This is a genomic window from Actinotignum sanguinis (assembly GCF_030230305.1).
In the GTDB taxonomy this organism is placed as follows: domain Bacteria; phylum Actinomycetota; class Actinomycetes; order Actinomycetales; family Actinomycetaceae; genus Actinotignum; species Actinotignum sanguinis.
Genome location: NZ_JASPCQ010000008.1, coordinates 17,310 through 38,599, shown reverse-complemented (window position 1 = coordinate 38,599; position 21,290 = coordinate 17,310). Strand labels below are relative to the sequence as shown.

Sequence of the window (21,290 nt, the reverse complement as noted above, 5' to 3'; positions counted from 1 at the left end):
CGGGCCGGCGCACCATCGGAAAGCTAGGATTGGCTATCGTGAAAGACCTGACTGTCGAAGAGCTACTCACCCGCGTGGGGGAGCGGCTCGGCGTCGTCGAAAAAAAGCTGGACGCGGCCACGCATTTTGGTGACCTGCGCGTGGACCCGATCACCACGTATCTTGCCGAGGCGGGCGGAAAGCGGATGCGGCCGGCCTTGGCGTTGCTCTGCGGGTATCTGGGCCCGGAGCCGGAATCCGAGCGGGTCGAGCACGTGGCGGTGGCAATGGAGCTCACGCATCTGGCCTCGCTTTACCACGATGACGTTATGGACGAAGCTCCGCTGCGGCGCGGGGTTCCGGCCGCGCATCGCAATTACGGTAATTCCGCGGCGATTATGGCCGGAGATATTCTATTTTCACGCGCTTCGTCCATGATGGCGGACCTGGGAGCGCGGGCGGTTAAGGATTACGCGGAAACCTTCCGGCGCCTGTGCACCGGACAGCTGCTGGAAACCGTGGGGCGCACGCACGGAGTGTCCCCACGGGCGCACTACCTGGAGGTTCTTGCCGGGAAAACCGGGTCGCTTATTGCCGCCTCAGCACGTGAAGGCGTTTTTGCCGCGGCCGGGAACCTGGAGGCCGAGTACGCCCCAGTTGCTGCTCGGGTGCAAGAATTTGGCGAAAACGTGGGGATCGCCTTCCAGATCGCCGATGACTATATCGATGTTGTTTCCGAAGAAACCGGTAAAGAACAGGGCACGGACCTGCGCGAATCGGTGGATACCATGCCCACTATTTTGTTGCGGGAACGTGCCGCCGCGGGGATATTGGACGACGACGGCCGAGCGATCTTGGCGGAATTGGACCGCGGGGAGCTGGCCGGGCAGCGCCTTGATAACGTGCTCGAAGCTTTGCGGAATCATTCGGTTATGGAAGAAACCCGGGCGCTTGCCGAGGAATGGGCGGTGCGGGCCGTGGCGGCTATCGCTGACCTGGAGAACACGGCGGTACGGGAAGCTCTAACGCAATATGCCCGCTCGGTGGTGGACCGTACGGTCTAGGCGGTCGGCTCTGCCGAGCTGGTGAAAAACTGAGCGTAATGAAGAACGCAAAGCTAATGGTGAAAGCGGTGGGGCGGGGCACGCTTCTACCCCGTACAATTGCATCCGTATGCCCACGGTAAGGAGCTCGACGAAGTGGCACGCTTGATTGATCGTATCCTTCGCGCCGGCGAAGGCCGCACGCTGAAGAAGCTGAAGAACATCACCGCGCAGGTCAATGCGCTCGAAAGTGATATCTCGGCAATGAGTGATGAGGAGTTGCGCGCGCAAACTGATAGCTTCAAGGAGCGCCTCAGCGAGGGAGAAACCCTCGATGACATCCTCCCCGAAGCTTTCGCCACGGTGCGCGAAGCGGCGGTGCGGACCATCGGCCAGCGTCCCTATGACGTACAGGTTATGGGCGGGGCGGCCCTCCACCTGGGCAATATTGCCGAAATGAAAACCGGTGAAGGTAAAACGCTCGTGGCAACTATGCCCGCCTACCTCAATTCGCTCACCGGTGAGGGCGTGCACGTGGTCACGGTTAATGATTACCTGGCCTCCTACCAGTCAGAACTCATGGGGCGCGTCTACCGCTTCCTCGGGGTGACCACCGGGTGTATTCTCACCGGGCAAACTCCCGAACAGCGCCGCGAACAATACAATGCGGATATCACCTACGGAACCAATAATGAATTTGGTTTCGATTACCTGCGTGACAATATGGCCTGGCGTACCAGTGAGTTGGTGCAGCGTGGGCATAATTTCGTCATCGTTGACGAAGTTGACTCCATTCTTATTGACGAAGCGCGTACCCCGCTGATTATTTCCGGCCCGGCCGAAGGCGATGCTAATAAGTGGTATCGCGAATTCGCGCGCCTGGTGCTACGGATGCGGCGCGATACCGATTACGAAGTAGATGAGAAAAAGCGCACCGTGGGTGTGCTCGAAGCGGGAATTGACAAGGTCGAAGATGCCCTGGGTATCGATAACCTTTACGAATCCCTCAATACCCCGCTTATCGGCTACCTGAATAATGCAATTAAGGCCAAGGAGCTTTTCGAACGGGACCGCGATTACGTAGTGCTCAACGGCGAAGTGCTTATCGTGGACGAACACACCGGGCGTGTGCTGCCCGGGCGGCGCTACAACGAAGGCATGCACCAGGCGATTGAAGCGAAGGAAGGTGTGGAGATCAAGGCGGAGAACCAGACTCTGGCCACGATCACCCTCCAGAACTACTTCCGCCTGTACAACAAGCTTTCGGGCATGACGGGTACGGCAGAAACCGAAGCTGAGGAATTCGCCTCGACATATAAGCTCGGCGTCGTTCCTATTCCCACGAATAAGCCGATGATCCGCAAGGACGAACAGGATCTTATTTATTCCACTCGTGCCGGCAAGCTGCGCGCGGTGGTGGAAGATATTGTGGAGCGCCACGAAAAGGGGCAGCCTGTTCTTGTGGGTACTGCCTCGGTGGAAGCTTCCGAAGAGCTTTCCGATTTGCTCGCGCGTGAAGGCATTGAACATCAGGTCCTCAACGCGAAGCAGCACGAACGCGAAGCGCGCGTGGTGGCCGAAGCCGGGCGTAAGGGCGCGGTGACGGTGGCTACCAATATGGCCGGCCGCGGTACCGACATTATGCTGGGCGGCAACCCCGAACACCGCGCGGTGGATGCGCTGGCCGCTCGGGGCCTGAGCCCGGAAGAAACCCCGGAAGAATACGAGGCTGCCTGGCCCGCAGAGCTGGCGCGCCAGCAGGAAGCCGTTAAGGCCGAACACGAAGAAGTGGCCGAATTGGGCGGCTTGTATGTGCTCGGTTCGGAGCGGCACGAATCTCGGCGTATCGATAACCAGCTGCGCGGGCGCAGTGGGCGCCAGGGCGACCCGGGCGAATCCCGCTTCTACCTTTCCCTGGAAGATGACCTGCTTCGGCTGTGGGGTCAGGGCATGGCCGGGCGGATGCTCAGCTACGCTGTGGACGACGACGCTCCTATCGAAACGAAGCAGATGTCGAAGAACGTTTCGCGGGCCCAAACTGAAAATGAGGCGCGGAACGCGGAAATGCGTAAGAACGTCCTCAAGTACGACGACGTTATGAACGACCAGCGTACCGTGGTGTACACCGAGCGGCGTTCCATCCTCGAGGGTGAAAATATGGAGTCCATGGTGCAGGGCTTCCTCGATTTCGTGGTTGATGACGTGGTCAGCGCCCACACCTCCGATGATAATGAGGAAGCCTGGGATCTTTCCGCGCTGTGGACGGACCTCAAGGGCTACTACACTCCCGGTTTCACCGCGGAGGAATACCTCGATGAGATCGGTGGGCCTTCCCAGCTGGATCGCACCGCACTCAAGCGCGAGCTCACCGATGATATTCACGCCCATTACGAGGAGCGCGAAGCGGAAGTCGGTGAGGAAAATATGCGCGAACTGGAACGCCAGATCGTGCTGTCCGTGCTCGACCGCAAGTGGCGCGAACACCTCTACGAAATGGATTACCTCAAGGAAGGTATCGGCCTGCGCGCCATGGCGCAGCGTGATCCGCTCGTTGAATACAAGGACGAGGGCTACCGCATGTTCCAGGCGATGAACGACAATATCATGTCGGAAACCGTCCGGTACCTCTTCAAGTTCGAGCTTCCTTCCGAACGTGCAGCGCGCCTGGAAACTGAGGCTCAGGTGACCGGCCCGGTCACCGTTGCGGGGAATGCTGCGGCGGGCATGGCTGGCCCGGGGGTGGCGATTCACGCCAGCGGTGCGGGGAGCGCCGAACAGGTGTCCGCTTCCCAGCAGGCCCTGCGTGCCGCACAGGAACAGCAGCGTGAGTTGCTGGCGGAAAAGCAGAGGGCTTTGCAGGCCGCGGTGGGCGAGGGCGCGGCAGGTGCCTCCGGTCAGCGCGTGACCGCGGAATCCCTCGGGATTAAGCAGCCGAAGCGCCAGCAGAACGTTTCGTATTCCTCGGCGGCGAAGGATGGCTCCGGGGAGACGGAAACCACCGGTTCGCGCGGTGCCGCACGCGGTGGCCGCGGCGGTGCGGGTGGTTCCGGTGGCGGTAACCGGGCTCAGCGCCGGGCCGCGGCGAAGCAGAATAAGAAGCGGCGCCGCTAGACGGTAGGCCGTTAGGCGGCAAGCCAGGCGATAAGCCGCTAGGGCGATAGACATACGGGAGCCGGTCGGTCACGTGCGCGATAGTTACGTGACCGACCGGCACTTGTGTTTAATCGCTTTGGGTTCGTGTTCTTTCGTCCTGCGTTTCGTTTACCCAATTTCAAGGGCGACGACGATCCAGCGGCCCCTGAGGAATTCCAGGCGCATCGCAACCGCATGGTTTCGCTCGCCCGAACATACGCAGGCGATGACCTCGGCTACGCGCCGGCGCGGATGCGTTATTTTGAGTGTGGAAATTCGCAGGTCCCCGAGCCAGGGCGCTTTCCCCTTAATGCGCATCGCCAGACCCGCCCGGCGTACCAGTGCCGCGAAAACCTCCGGGATGAGGTGCGGGCGCACATATCCGGGAGCGCGGTGGCCCAGCAGCACCTCGATGGAGTAGGTAATCATTCCGGCGGCGAAGCGATGCGGTGGCCGGATTCCGGGCGGCAGTGGATCATCGAGGGTTGCCATTTCTTCACGCCAAATATCCCGGTAGGGTGTGGCGGATAGCGCGAGCCGGTTCCATTGGTGCAGTTCGGGTTTACCCGGCGTGGCCGCGGGGCTAGTGGTGTTACTACCGCTATCGGTGGCCTCAACGTCGGTGGTCGGTTCGCTGGTATCTACGCGCACGATGCCATGGCCGGGTGGTACGCCGTCGGTGGGATCCGCATCGGTGGAGTTCGCGTTAGGGGGATGCGCGTTAGGGGGATGCGCGTTAGGGGGATGCGCGTTGGTGGAGCCCGCGTTGGGGGCGGGTTGGCTATCCCGAGGGGTAGCGGAAATTTCCTCGGATTCGGCGGTGCCCGGCGGCGCGTTCTCCGCTACGCAGGTGTCTTCCTCGTGGGGCACGTGCGGGAAAGGCGGGTGGCGGGTGACCGCCCGATATTGTGTCACTTCCGCTAGTTGTACCTGATCGAAGGCAGAGACTATTTCATTAATCTCTGGCTGCGCATAAACGGGAGGTGGTGCGGGTGGGAGCCGGGATACCCGAATTGTTTCCGGTTCTTCTGGCTCGTGGTGGGGAGTCGAACCCGACTGGCTCTCCGATGTGACTTCTTCAGGAGACGGCAGATCCTGACCCGCAGCGCTGGATATGGGCGGCGGCTCGGGGTGCGCGGGCGCCGTCGTTTCGGTAGCACCGGGGGTATTTTCGGTATGCGGGGCAGTGGACATGTCGTCTCCTTGAGAGCGTGGGATAGGGGGATAGACCTCGGTGACCGAGGCAAGCTGGATGGTGGTGAAGCTGAATGGTGGTCAAGCCGGATGCGGGGTGCCAAGACGTGACGATTATTCGCGCGCGGGTGGAAGAATAAAGTGCTCGCCAGGATAAATGAGATCGCTATTCTCGATGGTATTGGCCGCGGCGATGGCGTGTACGTAGCTGAGGATATCCGCGTCGCTCGCGCCCGCGCCGAGGTGAGTAGCAGCGATATCCCAGAGAGTATCCCCGGGCTGCACCATGTAGGCCGGCGCTGGTGCGGCCCGCGGTGCATTTGGCGCTTGCAGGTCCGGGGTGCGGATAGCGGCGGCCGGTCCGGCCAAAGGACTCCCAGCAGAAGGCACGGGCGGGTGCAGATAGTAACCACCTGCCGCGTCTCGATACGAGACATCACCGAGTAATTCATCAGGGTTCACGCGGAAAATCCCGGTGGGATCTGCACTGGGCGCAGGTGGTGAGGTGAGGAGAGCGGAATAATCACCACCCCATCCGATATCAACGGCGCTACTAGAATCTGGCTCTGCGGCCCATGCCCCGGGTACGGACACCAGCGTCGTGGCGAGGGTGCTGGTGAGAGCAGCGCGGAAACGGTGTCCGCCGATGCGGCGGGCGAGGCGGGTGACGGCGTCGTCTTTCCCACGGGTGAAACGCGCAACCGCGCAATAGCAGAGGGTGAGCCGCGCGCACGCCAGGCACGCGACGATGCATACGCCCACGGTGAGAATCCCGGTGAGCTGGGCGACGCTCCCGGGCGGGGCATGCAGGCGGGCCGTCGCGACCGCGAAAAATGCGGACGCGAGCCCTGCGAACGCTGATAGTAGCGCTTTGATCGTTGCCGACATCGTTAACCTCTTCGGTGGGGTTTCCGGTCAGGACCAAGAACCACGCGGTCCGTCCGTGATGAAGAACGGGTGGCACGCGGTTCTCACCGTGGTGGTATGAATAAATGTCCCGTGTGTATCAACTATTAATCAGCCGGGTATACCCAGCATCGTTTCCCTGTGGATAGCTCATATAAGAGACGGCGAGGAAAGAGGTCGATATCCACAGGCTGTGGATGGGGACTTGGCGAGTTGCGCGCCACCTGTCACACTGACACCACGGCGCGAGCAGTCTTGACCGGGCCGCGATGGCGGTCATATTTGCTCGTTCCCACTTGCTCCCATTTGCGTCCGGTCGCGAATATTCGCGGTCACGTGCACAGAATCGGATAAGGAGGGCAGATGCGTGAGAAAACGGGGGCGCGGTGGAAAGATCCGCGCCTGGCAGGAGGAGTGGCACTGATTGCTGCCGGTGCGCTCGCGGGGGCATATGTGCTGCGCGGTCCGGTTACTGTCCCTGTTTATCGGGCGACCGAAGCGGTGGTTCCCGGTACGCCTTTGGACCAGGCTGGGCTCGCGGTGGTCGAACTTCCAGCCGGGCTTGCTGATGCCTATATTCAGGCAGGTCACGCGGGTACCGTTGGGCGCACGATTTATCCTGGTGAATTGGTGGAAAAGTCAGCTTTGCGCATATCGGGGGAGCGGGTGGTGGCGATGCTCCCTCTCAACGGCGCGCTCCCCGCAGCTTTGGTGCGCGGCGCGCAGGTGCAGCTGTGGGCCCTTCCGGCCCCGGGTAGCGCCGCGGAAAAAGCCCCCGCCCGGCTTATCTCCCGAGAGGTCATTTTCGCGGGAACGGTCAGCGACTCGCATTTCGCGGGCACAGCGGCGGTGGAAGTACATATCCCGCGTGCTGAGCTCGGGATCGCACTGGAGGAAGTCGCGGCGGGCTCCTCGTTCACGCTGGTAGGTGAGGTGCAATGAGCACGAACCCCGACCCCGGTTTTCTGGTGGCGATCTGGGGGAGCGCGGGGGCACCAGGGCGTTCTACTTTGGCGCGTGATCTTTCCTGGGTACTGAGCGAGCGGCACACCGTGCTGCTGGTGGACGCGGATACCCGCAACCCCTCCTTGGCCCAGCTCATGGATTTGGGTGAGGAACCGTCCGGGCTTATCGGGGTGGCGCGCGCGTTGCATACCGGCGATGCTATTGAGGAGCAACTTCCGCGTTATATTCGGCACGTGCGTAGCGGGCCACGCGGTACCTTGCACTTTCTCCCCGGTCTTAACCACGGTGGGCGCTGGCGTGAACTGACGGGGCCCGGTATGGGTGGGCTCTGGGATAAGCTCCGCCCCTTCGCGGAGATCACCATCGTCGATTGTGCCGCGGAACTTCCCGCTTTTCTTGACGATGCAGGTGTTCACGCGGGTAGATACCCCCTACCGCATGAGCACAACCAGCTAGGGCGGCGCAAACACCACAGGGAGGAAGCCGGGGCTGCGGGCGAGCGCGATAGCGTGACTCTCAGCGCCCTCCGCGCTGCGGACCTCGTTGTGGTTGCGTGCCGCGCCGGACCGGTGGGTTTGCGCCGCGGCGTGGAGTCGTGGTGGCAGGCCCGGGCGGTAGCCCGTGCGGCCGTGCCGGTAGTTACCCGTGCCGGTCTGGAAGATCGCTTTGCTTTTGCCGAGCTCGCGGAGGAAGAGCTACCCGCCGTGGTGGGGGTGCGCGACGACGGCGCCCGTTACTCACGGGCCGAACGGGCCGGCATAAGCGTGGTGGCCTTAGCCCCTCGCAGTGGGGCGAGCCGGGATGTGCGGCGGCTGGGGCGTGCTGTTCTAGATTGTCGCGGTAGATGCGGTGAGTAGACTGGACGCATGAGGATTTATCTTCCGGCTACTCCTGCCGATGTGGCGTTGTCCGTGCTTTCCGGGCGTGTGGTGCACGCGGCAACGGAGGCTCTGGCGCGTGAAGTAAATGATGAAGATCGTGACTACCTCGAGGCTATTGCTTTCAATGCCGCCGCGGACGATTCTTTGCGTGCCGTCTTTGCGGTATTCGCCGGGAAGGCCGATCACCAGTTCGGGGTAGTGCTGCCGGAACGAGGTGGCTTGCGCCCGCGCCGAGTCGTGATTGCCGCTGAGGTGGCACCTGAGAAATGCCGAGATCTTGCCCAACCGGAAGAGTATTTGCCCACTGCCCTGGAGCTTTCCGAAGGGCTCTCCTGGGATGAGGTGGTCTCCATCCACGTGGACGGAGCAGACATGGAAGCATATGTGTTGGCAGGGCCAGATGACGAGTCCGCTTTCGAGGTGCTCGCCGAGGAAGACTTGCTCTGGTATGACGTTTCCGAACGCCTTGAGCTAGCCCTCGACCTGGGTGCGGCGGTGCAGGCTTAGGGCCCGATAGGTGCGTGATATTGATTCCTACCCGGGCCGAGCACGCAAGCGCTCATGCACACGCGGGGCCGGTCAGGTGGGCGGTCAGGTGGGGCTGATCAGTGCAGCCGGTGCCAGCTGCGTTAGGCAGTCACGCGTATATGTGACGTGCCGTCGTCCCCCGGGATAACAGAGATGCGTTCGCTGATCATCTGTTTCATTTCGGATACGTGGGAAACAACCCCCACGGTGCGCCCGTTTTTCCCTAGGCCATGCAGCACCCCCATGACCTGATCGAGTGCTCCGTCGGAAAGCGAACCGAAGCCTTCGTCAATGAGGAGGGTGTCAAGGTGGATCCCACCGTTTTCCGCGCGCACCACTTCCGCCAGGGCGAGGGCCAGGGAGATAGACACATAGAACGTTTCCCCTCCCGAGAGCGTGCGAACGGAGCGCTGGACCGGTTCGGGGCCGGCGTGGTCAATAACAGCCAGCCCGAGACCGGTTTTCGACTGGTGACTGCCTTTCTCCTTTTCGTCCGTTCGGATGAGTTCAAAACGCCCGAGCGAAATATCAGCGAGCTGCTCATTAGCGACATCCACTACCTGTTCGAAACGGTGTTGCAACACGAAGGTTTCCAGGGGCACTTTCGTGACCGATTCGGGACCTGCGGTAGCTAAGGAAGCTAAACGCACAACCGCTCCGGAGTGTTCACGCACCGCCCGCCACGCTTGTAGATCCCGCTGGGTGGTATGTAGGCGTTCTCGCCCGGAGCGGGCCTGATTCTCCGCCCGGGTGGCGTGTGCCCGCGCTTCTTGAGCAGCGTGGCGTGCCAGCGCACTGGCTTCTTCCGCTTCCGTGACATCAGCCCGGGCATTTTCGGGAAGCTCAGCGAGCTCCGGTTCGGCAAGTTTGCTCTGAACATCGCGGCATTCCTCAGCAAAGGCGGTGATGGAATCCTGAAGGTGTGCTTCTTCCGCATCGTTGAGCACGGCAGCGTTCACCGACTCGGCATCCGCGAATTCAGTGCCGGCCAGAGCCGCCGTGAGTTCTTCGCTGCGGGTCTGTTCATCTTCACGTGCCGTGAGCATCCCGCTGGCCGCAGTGTTCCACGCATCCTGGGCTTCGCGCAGCGCGTCAAGAGCCGTGCGGCGTTCCGCGATAGAAGCAAAGCCGGCGTATTCCGCGCTGAGGCGCGCGAGTTGCGCGCTGATATCACGGGTACGGGAGGTATTCTCAGCCTCTAATTGGGTCACGTCGGTGCGTAATTGTTCCAGAGATGTTTCCCGCGAACTAGCTTGTTCAGCGAGCTGCGCGATTCGCTTCTCCACGTCGGTAACGCGTAACGCTGCCTGCTGTGCCGCACTCAAGTCCGTGCGGGCGGCAGCTAGTTCCGCGCTGGCTACTTCCACGGTGGCATCCCCCGCCGCCGCACGTTGCTCAGTAAGCTGGGCTTTTATTTTCTCCACGTCAGCTAGGCAGGTGCTGTACTTTTCCCGGGCAGCTGAGGCTACTTCTTGGGAGGCTTTCACCTGCGCGGCGGTGGCACGGACAGTTTCCGGGGAAGCGGGCGCCGGGTGGGTGCACGATCCGCATACCGGGCAGGGTTCGTTCTCACGCAGTTGCCCCGCTAATTCACCGGCGGTGGACTGCACCCACGCATCGGTGATTTCCCGGGCGGTACTTTCCGCTTCCCGGACCCGGGTGAGAGCCTCAGCCAGGGCGGCGCTGGCTTCTACCTCCGCGCGTTCACTAGCAGCAACCCGCTCCAATACTTCGAGAAGTTCCGTGGCGCTGCGAGCCCGCTGCGCAGCAGCGGGCTCCCCACTGGCGATGGCGCGGGCCGTATCTAGTTCCTTCTCCATGGCTTCGCGTTCAGTTGCGGCGGCAGCTGCTTCATCGCGTAGTTTTTCCACCGAGCTGTGGAGTTCGACAATCTGTGCGGCAGCGCGGGTGGCTTCTTGCTGTTTGCGCTCTACTTCGTGTTCGGTACGCTCCAATTCGGCCAAGCGCCCGCTAGCTTCGCTTAGCTCCGTGACCGCACGCCGCCCGGATTCCACCCCGGCAGGGGTGATATCAGTAACGGGGCCATCAACCCGCCCGGTGCTCGCTCCAAATTTTGCGAAAGTAGCCACGAGGCGGGCCTGGGCTGCCGCGCAGGCGCCGGCGCAATCGCGGCTTTCTTGGCGAGCGCGCGCCAGCGCATGCACATACGGGAGTAGCGGGGTGGCGGCGCGGTGGGCCGCGAGGCGAGCGCGATCCGCGGTGATCGCATCTTCGCGTTCACCGAGCTGGCCGGCCCGGACGCGCAGCTCCTTGCGGCGTTCGATGCGGCTAGCCAGGGTGCGCTGCGCATTTTCGTGTTCCCGGGCCCGCTCAAATACGCCTTCTGCTTCTTCGGCCCGGGCGAGTGCATCGCTAGCGCGTTCCGCGGCAGCGGCGAGAGCCTGCTCCAGAGTGACGATCACCGTTTCACCTTCGGCTGGCAAATCGACCCCTTGGGCAGCGCCGATGAGGGAGCCACCCTCCGCGGGGGGAAGTTCCAGGGCGGTTGCGGTATTCGAGACAGCCCGCACGAAGGTTTCATGAGCGCTCGCAATAGCTCCGCGCGCTGCGCGGGCATGATCCGTGAGCCACTGGGTGACAGAACCAAAAACACGGGTGTCGAAAATTTGGGTGAGAAGCCGGGTGCGTTCTTGGCTTTCTAGCCGTAGAAATTCAGCGAACTTCCCCTGCGGGAGCACGATAGTTTGCAAGAACTGTTCCGCATTGAGCCCGAGCAGGTTGCTGATATACACCCCGACATCACGAGCTTTGGTAGCAATCGGGGTACCGCCGTCTATATCACCGAGGTCCACCGCGGTTTCGGAGAGCTTCCACAATTTCGCAGTGGCGGCGGTGGGGGAGGAATTACCCGGTTTCGTGAAGCTAGGGGTGCGCCGCACCCGGAATGTGCCCGCTTCGATGGTGAAAATAACGTCCGCGTAGCTGGTGGTGGAAGGAGCAACATGCGTGGAACGCAGGCGCTCGGTTGAACTTTCTTTCCCGCCGGCTACCGTACCGAAAAGCCCGAAAACGACGGCGTCAATAATGGTTGATTTGCCCGCTCCCGTGGGTCCTTCCACCAGGAAAAGACCGGATGCGCCCAGGGCATCAAAATCAATGACTTCCCGCCCCGCGAAGGAGCCGATACCTTGAAGTTCTAAGCGGCGCAGCTGCATGAGCTCTTACTCCTTTTCCCCGGTGCGAGCGGCTTCCCATGCCGCTACCATGACCTGATCTTCTTCCTCCGTAAGATCCCGGTGCCCACTTTCTGACATGAATTGGCGCAGCACGCTCAAAGCATCACGACGCCGGGTATCAGCTGCGCCGTGGCGGGTAGCGGCCGGATCTACCACGTGGCGAATTTCCAAAGCGTGCGGGAAAGCGGCCCGTACCCGGGTGGTCAGATCTGCCGGGCGGGCTGGATCGGTGACGAGAATGCGAGCGAATTTATCCCGATCATCACGATGCGCAGGACCGAGAACTTCGGCTAGTGGCGCTTCAATCGTGACGATGGGGCGCCATACCGGAGCGGGAATGAGTTCTTCTTCCACTAGCACTCCGCCTTCAAAAGTGAGAAGAACAGAAGATTTAGGCCTGGTTTCCGAGAAAGAAAAAGCGATAGGCGAGCCCGAGTAGCGCATGGGCGGCAGCTCGCTACATTCGCAAGCACCCGGTTCTGGTGCGCCGCCTACCCGCTGCGGAGAATGCAAATGACCGAGAGCCACGTAGCTGAGGCCCGGAGTGGCGCATTCCCCCGCACCACCCAGGGCGAAAAGCGCGGCGGGAACAACTTCCACCCCTCCCACGGAAATATCGCGTTCGGATTCACTGGCTGCCCCGCCGGCAACGAAGGCGTGTGCCATAGCGATACGTGCTAACGGTTTGCCGGCGTGCGGGCCGTGCTGGATATCCGCGGCAATGCGCCCCACAGCTGCGCGCATCACCGCGGCGTGCGAGCGCTCCAGCAGCTCCACACCCTCCGAATCATCCGAATTGCCCGCACCGGTGTGAGCATCACCGCCCGCCAGGCGGCGCCGTTCCACATCGGGATCCAAATAGGGAATGGGGTAGACCAGCGCTCCGAGATTCCCGGCGCGATCACGCAGCTCTACTGGCTGAGCGCAGCGCAGCGGATCGGTGCGAATAACAATGCGCTCCTGGAAAAGTTCCGCCCCGAATCCCAGGCGCTGGGGGGAATCGTGGTTCCCGGAGATCAAAATGACGGTGGTGAGCTGCGCGAGCCTACGTAGGGTGCGTGAAAAAAGCTCAACCATGGGAGCGGGTGGGACACTGCGATCATAGACATCCCCGCTGATAAGGAGGGCATCTACCTCACGTTCCCGCACGGTATCCACGACGTGATCTACCCACATCTCAAAGGCGGGAGTGAGATCCGCCCGGTGCAGGGTGCGCCCGAGGTGCCAATCGGAGGTGTGCAAGATCTTCATGGCTTCAGCCTACTGCCGAGCTACGACAAAAATTTTTAGGCTTCTGCCTGACCCCCGTTGACCGGGTCCTTATCCGACCACGGGAAGGCAATCCACGAGTCGGTGTGCAAATAGGCGTAATCGGGTTTGAGCACCGAGCGTGACTTTTCGTAGAGGACCGCCACGCGAATCTCCGTGGCGTACTCTTCGCAGAGTTCCTTGACGAAGCGGAGGGTACGCCCTGAGTCAGCGACGTCGTCGACAATTAAAACCTTTTTGCCCGCCATGCCGCGCACGTCACCGGACGGTTCCACCAGGCGCGGATCTTTGAGTGTGACCCCGATACCGGTGTAAAACTCGACGTTGAGGACGAGCATGCTCTTGAGGTCTAAAGCGTAGGCAATCGCACCGGCGGGAAGCAGTCCGCCGCGGGCCACGCTCACGATAATGTCCGGGCGGTAGCCGGAATCCCAGATGTCGCGGGCGAGTTCGCGGGTGACCTCACCGAACCGCTCCCAGGTGAGAACTTCGCGCGCGGGCGCACTGGAAGACGCACTGGTAGACGCACTGGCAGGCGCACTAGCAAGCGCACTGGCAGGCACGCCGGCCGGCGCGCCCGCGGGGAAGCCCTCGTTCTCGATTAGCGGCTCGGCCTTATCACTGCGTCCCACAGTTCCTCCTTCGGCTAGTTTCGGCTATCCGGGCGCGTCTCTTCCCCGCCGCCCGGCTGCATATGTGTCTCATTAATAATTGCTTGGGCGGCCGCGTGCAACTTTCCATTGGTCACCAGCGCGCTTCCCCACCAGGGGCCCGGCTTGCCCTCCAGCGAGGTGAAGGTTCCCCCGGCCTCTTCCACGATCGGCACCAGCGCGGCCATATCGTAAACATCCAAGCCCGGTTGCGCGGCAATATCGAAGGCGCCCTCGGCGAGCAACATATAGGGCCAGAAGGCCCCGTAGGCACGAGTACCCCAGGTGGCGCGGGCGAAAGCGATGAGGGTGGCCATGCTCCCGGTTTCATCCCAGCTGGAGAGGGAAGAAAAACCGAAAGCAGCCCGGTCCATTCGATCAATATCGGAGACGCGCAGGCGCTGGGGTGCGCCCCCGTTTTCACTCAGCCACGCCCCGCCGCCGCGGCTCGCCCACCAGCGCCGCCCGAGTGCGGGAGCCGACGCCATACCGGCCACCATCTTCCCATTTTCCTCCACGCCGATGAGAGTGGCCCAGACCGGGTTGTGGCGCACGTAGTTGCGGGTGCCGTCAATCGGGTCAATGATCCAACGCCGCGGGGCGTGCTCAAGGCTGCCGCCTTCCTCTTCCCCGTAGACGGCGTCCCCGGGGAAATCCCGCTCCAGGTACTCGCGGATGAGCCGCTCAGCGGCCCGATCCGCGTCGGATACCGGCGAATTATCGGGCTTCGTATCCACGGTGAGGCGGCGGCGTTCATAACGCTCCAGGGTGAGGGCATCCACGGCATCCGCAACGGTGTGCAGAAAGGCGATAGTGGCGCTAGCATCCATTTATTTCTCCCATTCTTCAAAGCCGCGCGAGGCGAGCACGCGGCGTAAGGAACCCACCCGCTCGCGCAGGCGTGGATCGGTGAGGGTATCGAGGGCGCATTCGGGTTCGGTAGCGGCATGGCTGCATCCGCGCGGGCATTCCAGCGCGGTTTCTTCCAGGTCGGGGAAGCCGTGGAGGATATCGGTGGCGTCCAGGTGGGCCAGCCCGAAGCTGCGCACCCCCGGCGTATCAATGAGGTGCCCACCACCGGGGAGCGGGAAAGCAATGGCGGAGGTGGAGGTGTGCCGGCCTTTTCCGGTCACCTCATTGACGTGCCCGGTTTCGCGTGCGGCGGCCGGCACCAGCGCATTGAGAAGAGTGGATTTCCCCACCCCGGAATGACCCACGAGCACCGTGGTTCGCCCGCGCAGCGCCGCACGCACTGCGTCCAGGCCCGCTTGCGTGGCAGATTCCCCGCAAGGCGCAGCGGCGGCGTCGCCCCGCAAAGCTGTTGCGAGAATCGGTACCCCGAGCGGTTCGTAATACGCGCGCAAGGCATCCGGGCACGCCAGATCCGCTTTGGTAAGAATAAGGAGCGGATCCATCCCGGCATCGTGCGCGGCCACCAGGCAACGGTCAATCATGCCGCGCCGCGGTTCGGGTTGCGCGAGCGCCGCCACGATCGCCATCTGATCCGCGTTCGCCACAATGGTACGTTCGCGTTCGTTTCCTTCGTCCGTGGAACGCGTGAGTTGCGAGCTGCGTTCCTCGATAAAAACGATGCGGGCCAGGGTGTCCTTGCGTCCGGACAGGTCACCGGTCAGGCGTACTTTATCTCCAACGACGACGGCGCCCCGGCCCAATTCCCGCGCTTTGACCGCAATGATGCGGGTGCCGTGGTTCATGAGCACGGTGTAGCGCCCGCGGTCAATGGTGACGACCTGGCCGAGGGGCCGGTCGGAGTAATCGGGCCGAATCTTCGTGCGCGGCCGCGAGCCCTTTCCGGGGCGCACCCGCACGCGCGGATCGTCGGTACCGATATCCCTCATCGGCCCACCAGGTCTGTCCACATATGGGCGAAACGCGGCATGGTTTTCCCGGTGGTGGCAATATTTTCCACGCGCAGTCCGGGGATGCGCAGGCCGAGGATCGCCCCGAAAGTTGCCATGCGGTGATCCTCGTAGCTGCGGATGACCGGGCCTTCGCCCGTGGCTCGCGGGGCCGGCCCACCCGCCCCGCTCGGCACCGCTGGCGGGGTGATGATAATGTCATCGCCTTCTTCGCGGGCGGGAATTCCCACGCCGCTCAGTTCCGCCGTGATCGCGGCCAGACGGTTGGTTTCATGCCCGCGTAACTGCCCGATATTGCGCAGCGCGCTCGGCCCGGTCGCAAAAGCCGCCACCGCGGCGATTGTGGGCGTGAGCTCGCCTACATCGCTGAGATCCGCGTCAAGCGGGGCAATGTCCCGCGGCCCGGTGAGTTCGAGGACGCCATCCGCGCGCAGGTGGGCGCGCGCTCCCATGGCCGTGAAAATATCGACGATCTGCGCCCCGGGTTGGGTGGTGCGTTCCGGCCAGCGCGGAATTTCCACGGTTCCACCCGTCACCATAGCGGCGGCCAGGAAGGGGGATGCGTTGGAAAGATCCGGTTCTAACACCACTGTTCCCAGTTGCGGTATGCCAGGATGCACATGCCATTCCACCGCCGGGTGCTCGCGATCCGCAGGCGCCCCGCCGGCCGCGAATTCTTCAACCTGAATACCGGCCCGGCGCAGCACGTCCACCGTCATAGCCAGGTGGAAAGCGGAAGGAACCTTGGGCCCCACCGAGCGCAGCACCAGCCCGCCTTCGCAGCGCGGACCCGCCAGCAGCAGTGCGGAAATGAATTGCGAGGAGGCGGAGGAATCAATCTCCACCGTTCCTCCGGCCAGATGCCCCTGTCCGTGGACCCGCACCGGGAGGACCGCCCGCCCGGCGCTATCGCTGGCGGCATCAACCTCCACTCCCAGGTCACGCAGGGCCCGCACGACCGGGTCCATGGGGCGCACGCGGGCGGCGTCGTCGCCATCAATCACAACCTCACCGCGCGCGAAAGCGGCCAGCGGCGGTACGAAACGCATGACCGTGCCGGCGAGCCCCGCGTCAATGGTGGCGCCGTGGAGGGGAGCGGGGGAAATATCGAGAATATCCTCAGCTTCGGTCGCGCCGCGCTGCCAGGCCACCCCCACGCCCATATCCGCGAGGGCGCGGGCCATGAGCTCGGTATCGCGGGCGCGCAGGGGCGCGACGATACGCCCAGCCGTGCCGGCTTCCCCCAGCGCGGCGGTGATGAGGAAACGCGCCATAAGCGATTTGGACCCGGGAACGTCCACGCTGCCGCGAACGGGGGATGGGTGGAACGGTGCTGGCCACAGGTCAGTCATTTAGGAACGCTTCGCCTCTCTGATTTGTTCGCGTGCTTGCGCCCGCACATCCGCGAGCTCATTGCGCTGATCGCGCCATTCGGAAACACGGTACCCCAGGGAAGGCTTGCCTTTGCGATCCGTCCACGCCAGCGCGGCGCCGCCGGCCAGCCCGAGCGCGCCGAGCAGCCCGCCCAGCACCTCGCGGCGTTCGCTCTTTTCAGCTGCCCAGACCGGGTGATTGGCCAGGGCTACCGGGATTTGGGTGAGGGCGAGCGCAGCTCCGGACAGGCGCTGGAATTTGCCGATGGAGAGGAAAGCCCCGCCGATAAGCTGGACGGCGCCCAGTGCGCGAGTGAGAGTGGTGGTGTCAACGGATTCGAGATCAACCCCGGCCATGCCGGCAAGGCCGGCGATGTTCTCCACCCGTTCCTGGTGGTCCTCGGGGTGGCGTACCGCGGATAACCCTTGTGCGATAAAGGGCGCGGCGAGCAGGGGCCGCGCGAGGAATCGAATCATACCCATACCTATATTGTTACACTAAATCGGGGAATATACCTGCGTTTTCCGGGCGTTATACCCATGTTAGTCCAGCAGACGGGCTAGGCTAGATCATGATGAGCACAGACCTAATAAGAAGCGCCCCCGATGAAACCGCCGCCGAACGCGCCGCGCGGTTCGAGCGGGATGCTCTTCCGTATCTCGACCAGTTATACGGGGCCGCGATGCGCCTCACGCGCAATCCTGCCGACGCTGAAGATTTGGTTCAGGAGGCCTACGCCAAAGCCTTCTCGGCTTTCCACCAGTATCGGCCGGGCACGAATTTGAAGGCGTGGCTCTACCGCATCCTCAATAACACCTTTATTTCTAATTACCGCAAGGCGCAGCGCCAGCCCAAGCAGGCTGATTCCTCGGAAGTGGAGGATTGGCAGGAATATCGGGCGGCTTCGCACGCGTCCTCGGGGATGATGTCCGCGGAGGCGGAGGCCCTGGAGAATCTGCCGCAATCGGAAATTCGCGATGCTTTGAGTGCGTTGCCGGAGGACCGCCGCATGGCTGTCTACCTTGCGGATATTGAAGGCTTCTCCTACCAGGAGATTGCGGACATCATGGAAACACCGATCGGAACGGTGATGTCCCGTCTGCATCGCGGGCGTAAGCAGCTGCGGGAATTGCTCGCGGACTACGCGCGTGAACTCGGCTATGGGAAGAAGGAGAAGCAGTGAGCGGTGAGGATAGGTTGCAGCGCGGGGTAGAAGACTCGTTCCGGAACCGCGGAGTTGAATTGGATAGCGCGGCGGGGGAGTGTTCCTGCAGGGATATTACGGATTATCTTTTCGAGTATCTTGATCACCAGCTTTCGGCGGTGCAAAGCGAGCGTTTGCAGGCCCATATTTCGGGCTGTTCGCGCTGCACGGAACGGGCCGAAGCGGAAACTCACGTGCGTGATATTTTACGAGCTTCGTGCCGGGAGGTCGCGCCGGCGACGTTGCGGGTGCGGATTGCACAACAGATTTCGATCTACCGGCGCACTACCCGCGATTTCGGGTAGCGGGCGCCGTTTCGGGTAGTTTCGCCACATTGTGCCGGTTTTATTTACCAGACCGGCCGCCCTTGGTAAGCTAATGTGGTTGCTCGTTTACGAGCTGAGAAAACGTGACGTGAGGAGAGAACATGAGCCAGCGTGGTCGTAAGCGCAAGGATCGCCGCAAGAAGAAGGCGAACCACGGCAAGCGCCCCAATTCCTAAAGTGGGGTGCTCGCTGTTGCGAGAAGCGTAGAGGGCCCGGTTTCCGGGCCCTTTATTTTTTTGTACGACGGCGCCGCTAGTTGGCGGGGTGGGTCTCGACGGGGTACGCCGCCGCTCGACTCAATCCAAGACCTCATCTCAATATCTCAATAATCCCAATAGTCACATTAGTACCAGCGGGGAGGGGGCGTGTTTTCATAGCTGTACTGCGATTGTTTTACAGGTGCAGTACACCTCGGAAAACACCCCCGAGCCGGCGGGGTATATCCATCTGGCGAATGCCGCGGGTGGGCGGTTGCACTTTGCCTGGCTGACAAAATGTACGTGGGTGACCATTTTCCTTTGATTTTCTGTCGTGGGCGTACACTCTGTGGCCCTTAATGCTCAGGATGTACATTCTGTAGGTCTTGAGTTTGCGAGGGCGTTTCCGCTAGCGGGTTCTGGTCTGACTGGTCGGTTAACAGACAGGCCAGTGTGAATGTCACTATGCAGAAAGTATGCGGCGACGAAGGTGTGGCTCGCGCGGTGCTTTGCGAGTAGAACGAGTAGAAGTTGCGGGCCGCGGGGTGGGATCAGCCACCCCTGCCGAGAACGGCTGGCCGGTCATCTATATTTTCCTTATGGGGAAACGTGTATTGGAAACTAGTGGTGACCACGGCGTGCAGGGATCTTTGCATCGATACGGGTCTGGTCGGCACAGTGTCGCGTTTCCGGGCTACCGCATCTTCGACGAGGGGCAAACCGGTGTTACCTTCGATTTGCTATTTGCCTCCTATCTGCGGGGATGTACGGATGTTGAATTACATGACCCATTCATCAGCTATTCGTATCAGGGACGTAACCTCGTTGAGTTCATGGCGGTTGTGGCCCTGGTGAAAAATCCCGAAAAGCGATGCCGCTTTCGGTTGTTCACACTGAGGGCGAAGAAAGATGAGCATCACGAACTTCAGGTTCGGATGCTCGATAAGATCACGGAAAATGCCGCTGAGCAGGGTATTGACCTCGATGTGATTTTCGATTCGCGTGCGCATGACCGCTGGTTGCGTGCCGATACGGGATGGCTCATCTTCTTAGGCCGCGGCCTCGATATCTACCACAACTTCGAGGGTGGCCACTATGCCTTCCCTACCTCGCGTCAAGAATTCCGAAAGGTTCGGGGTTTTAGCATCGCCTATTCCCTGGATAAAAAGTAAAAGGAACCGGTAATGGGGGGGGGCTAGGCCCCAAACTCATCCGTGGGTAGAGGATCAGCCCACACCGAGGAACCTCGGGCGGGCTGAACTATTGGCCCGATAGTAGCGGAGAAACTGCTGGATTTCTCATATCCTGAAAACTCGCCGCGCTACTGTGCCATCCCTACTACTATGTGATGCATACAAGCGGTGTGAATGTGCAGACGGAAACGGACCAAGCTAGCACCTGCGCCGCAGTGACTGAAAGGGGGAAGTGGTGGCTGATTCCCAGCTTCGTAAAGGCGTGCTTGAACTTATCGTGCTCGCCTCGCTTTCCAGAGCGCCGGCTTACGGCGGGGCGCTGCTCCAGCGCCTGGAAAACGCGGGTGTGGCGGTATCGGCCGGCACCCTCTACCCGCTTCTCAACCGCCTCAAGAAGGCTGGCCACCTGGCCATTCACTGGGAGGAATCCCCGGCCGGGCCCCCGCGCAAGATCTACACGATCACCGCGGCTGGCCGAACCTACGGGGAAAGCCTCGCTGGCGAATGGCGCCATCTTGCCGCCGTCGTCACATCCCATCTCACCGCCCTCACAACCGACCGAGGTGATAACAATGCCGGAGCCTAGCTCGCCCACTACTCCCACGCCTACCGCAACTCCCACTGATTCCACAGTTCCCACGGTCTTCGGGATCCCCGCCTCCCTGGAAGCCCTGCGTTGCCGCGAGGCTCGCTCGCGCTGGTTCGAACCGGAAAATCCCCGGATTTTTGTGCCGCGCAGCTTCGGGATTGGCTGGGATATTAATATGGGGGCGCTCGCGGTACGCCTGGGAATAATCCGCCCGGATGATTCCCTGCCCGACCTTGAGGGCTATATTCCGCTCCGCACCCGCCGCGCTTTCACCTTCGCGCCTGCTCTGGGCGGACTCCTCGCCGTGGGAGCGGCTACTCTGGTGGCTCGCCGCCACCGGCTCCTGCCTTCCGGTTTTCATGCCAACCTGCGCCCGCGCAACATAGTTCCGGCGCCGCAGGCCGTGGCGCCCGCAGCGCTCCTCGGAGTTGCTGGCACGGCACTCGCCGCCTGGAGCAATCGCGAACGCGTGGATGTTGCGGCTACCGCGCTCGCGGTCGGATTGCAATCCACGGCGATCCTCTCGGTTGCGGCACAGGATCGCAGTGCCAGCCACCGCCCGGCCTCAGCATCCCTCCTGGCCGGATGCACTGCGGTGGCACTTCCCGCTGTGGCAGCTGGCGTCGTCGTCGCTACGACGCGCGGAGCACTGCGGAATCTGGACCGTGTGCTCAAACGTAAGCACCCGGAAAATCCTGCCGAAAACGAGGCGAGTGCCGCAAGCGCCGCCACTACCGCACACGGCACCAAGCGCTCATCCGATACGAAAGGAACTGAGTAAC

20 protein-coding genes are annotated in these 21,290 nt (G+C 62.2%); 11 read left to right on the top strand and 9 right to left on the bottom strand.

Annotation, left to right across the window (positions count from 1 at the left end):
- The first annotated feature begins 38 nt into the window (after positions 1-38).
- Together QP828_RS05635 and secA are read left to right on the top strand one after the other, a co-directional pair.
- Positions 39-1,043: a polyprenyl synthetase family protein gene (locus QP828_RS05635; protein ID WP_274732398.1), complete on the top strand. Its 1,005-nt coding sequence runs from the start codon at positions 39-41 to the stop codon at positions 1,041-1,043.
- A gap of 135 nt (positions 1,044-1,178) precedes the next feature.
- A complete protein-coding gene (secA, locus tag QP828_RS05630; RefSeq protein ID WP_274732399.1) occupies positions 1,179-4,133 on the top strand; it encodes a preprotein translocase subunit SecA in 2,955 nt (984 codons plus the stop codon).
- 150 nt (positions 4,134-4,283) lie between these two features.
- Here the strand turns inward: secA and QP828_RS05625 are convergent, their stop codons facing one another.
- Positions 4,284-5,348, bottom strand: a complete 1,065-nt coding sequence (locus QP828_RS05625; protein WP_274732400.1) for an Rv3235 family protein — start codon at positions 5,346-5,348, stop codon at positions 4,284-4,286.
- A 114-nt stretch (positions 5,349-5,462) separates the two neighbouring features.
- The gene (locus QP828_RS05620) at positions 5,463-6,236 is read right to left on the bottom strand and encodes a LysM peptidoglycan-binding domain-containing protein (RefSeq protein WP_274732401.1); all 774 of its coding nucleotides are present in this window, start codon (positions 6,234-6,236) and stop codon (positions 5,463-5,465) included.
- A gap of 381 nt (positions 6,237-6,617) precedes the next feature.
- Here QP828_RS05620 and QP828_RS05615 point away from each other — a divergent pair, with 381 nt between their 5' ends.
- Genes QP828_RS05615 through QP828_RS05605 form a run of 3 tightly spaced genes read left to right on the top strand, consistent with a single transcriptional unit; the run spans position 6,618 to position 8,608 of the window.
- Positions 6,618-7,196, top strand: a complete 579-nt coding sequence (locus tag QP828_RS05615) for a hypothetical protein (RefSeq protein ID WP_274732402.1) — start codon at positions 6,618-6,620, stop codon at positions 7,194-7,196.
- Positions 7,193-8,077 (top strand): CpaE/TadZ family protein, encoded by an 885-nt coding sequence (locus tag QP828_RS05610; protein ID WP_274732403.1) that lies wholly within the window; start codon positions 7,193-7,195, stop codon positions 8,075-8,077. Before QP828_RS05615 ends, QP828_RS05610 begins: the two co-directional genes overlap by 4 nt.
- A 9-nt stretch (positions 8,078-8,086) precedes the next feature.
- Positions 8,087-8,608, top strand: a complete 522-nt coding sequence (locus QP828_RS05605) for a DUF6912 family protein (protein ID WP_274732404.1) — start codon at positions 8,087-8,089, stop codon at positions 8,606-8,608.
- Between the two features lie 122 nt (positions 8,609-8,730).
- On the opposite strand, the gene QP828_RS05600 is transcribed toward QP828_RS05605, so the two are convergent.
- From QP828_RS05600 to QP828_RS05570, 7 genes are read right to left on the bottom strand one after another with little or no spacing between them, the layout of a single operon-like run.
- Positions 8,731-11,805: an AAA family ATPase gene (locus QP828_RS05600; RefSeq protein WP_274732405.1), complete on the bottom strand. Its 3,075-nt coding sequence runs from the start codon at positions 11,803-11,805 to the stop codon at positions 8,731-8,733.
- A gap of 6 nt (positions 11,806-11,811) precedes the next feature.
- Positions 11,812-13,077: an exonuclease SbcCD subunit D gene (locus tag QP828_RS05595; protein ID WP_274736527.1), complete on the bottom strand. Its 1,266-nt coding sequence runs from the start codon at positions 13,075-13,077 to the stop codon at positions 11,812-11,814.
- 35 nt (positions 13,078-13,112) lie between these two features.
- Positions 13,113-13,727 carry a phosphoribosyltransferase gene (locus tag QP828_RS05590; protein WP_274732407.1) on the bottom strand — a complete coding sequence of 205 codons (615 nt, stop codon included), beginning with the start codon at positions 13,725-13,727 and terminating at the stop codon, positions 13,113-13,115.
- Positions 13,728-13,741: 14 nt separating this feature from the next.
- Positions 13,742-14,575 (bottom strand): inositol monophosphatase family protein, encoded by an 834-nt coding sequence (locus QP828_RS05585; protein ID WP_274778306.1) that lies wholly within the window; start codon positions 14,573-14,575, stop codon positions 13,742-13,744.
- Positions 14,576-15,604 carry a ribosome small subunit-dependent GTPase A gene (gene rsgA, locus QP828_RS05580; RefSeq protein ID WP_274778305.1) on the bottom strand — a complete coding sequence of 343 codons (1,029 nt, stop codon included), beginning with the start codon at positions 15,602-15,604 and terminating at the stop codon, positions 14,576-14,578. It lies immediately after the preceding gene.
- Positions 15,601-16,977 carry a 3-phosphoshikimate 1-carboxyvinyltransferase gene (aroA, locus tag QP828_RS05575; protein WP_016441765.1) on the bottom strand — a complete coding sequence of 459 codons (1,377 nt, stop codon included), beginning with the start codon at positions 16,975-16,977 and terminating at the stop codon, positions 15,601-15,603. Before aroA ends, rsgA begins: the two co-directional genes overlap by 4 nt.
- Positions 16,978-17,481, bottom strand: coding sequence for a DoxX family protein (locus QP828_RS05570; RefSeq protein ID WP_039898130.1), 504 nt, complete (start codon positions 17,479-17,481; stop codon positions 16,978-16,980).
- 89 nt (positions 17,482-17,570) lie between these two features.
- Between QP828_RS05570 and QP828_RS05565 the strand changes: the two genes are divergently transcribed.
- From QP828_RS05565 to QP828_RS05545, 6 genes are all read left to right on the top strand, one after another.
- Positions 17,571-18,182, top strand: coding sequence for a sigma-70 family RNA polymerase sigma factor (locus QP828_RS05565; RefSeq protein WP_016441763.1), 612 nt, complete (start codon positions 17,571-17,573; stop codon positions 18,180-18,182).
- Positions 18,179-18,508 (top strand): mycothiol system anti-sigma-R factor, encoded by a 330-nt coding sequence (gene rsrA / locus QP828_RS05560; protein ID WP_016441762.1) that lies wholly within the window; start codon positions 18,179-18,181, stop codon positions 18,506-18,508. The genes QP828_RS05565 and rsrA overlap by 4 nt, the downstream gene beginning before the upstream one ends.
- A gap of 122 nt (positions 18,509-18,630) precedes the next feature.
- Positions 18,631-18,705: a 50S ribosomal protein bL37 gene (locus QP828_RS08800; protein ID WP_096334972.1), complete on the top strand. Its 75-nt coding sequence runs from the start codon at positions 18,631-18,633 to the stop codon at positions 18,703-18,705.
- Positions 18,706-19,325: 620 nt separating this feature from the next.
- Complete coding sequence (locus QP828_RS05555) at positions 19,326-19,898, top strand: MIT C-terminal domain-containing protein (protein WP_274732410.1); 573 nt, start codon at positions 19,326-19,328, stop codon at positions 19,896-19,898.
- Between the two features lie 256 nt (positions 19,899-20,154).
- Positions 20,155-20,505: a PadR family transcriptional regulator gene (locus QP828_RS05550; RefSeq protein WP_274732411.1), complete on the top strand. Its 351-nt coding sequence runs from the start codon at positions 20,155-20,157 to the stop codon at positions 20,503-20,505.
- On the top strand, positions 20,492-21,289 hold the full coding sequence (locus tag QP828_RS05545) for a DUF5808 domain-containing protein (RefSeq protein ID WP_274732412.1): 798 nt from the start codon (positions 20,492-20,494) through the stop codon (positions 21,287-21,289). Before QP828_RS05550 ends, QP828_RS05545 begins: the two co-directional genes overlap by 14 nt.
- Position 21,290 lies beyond the last annotated feature (1 nt).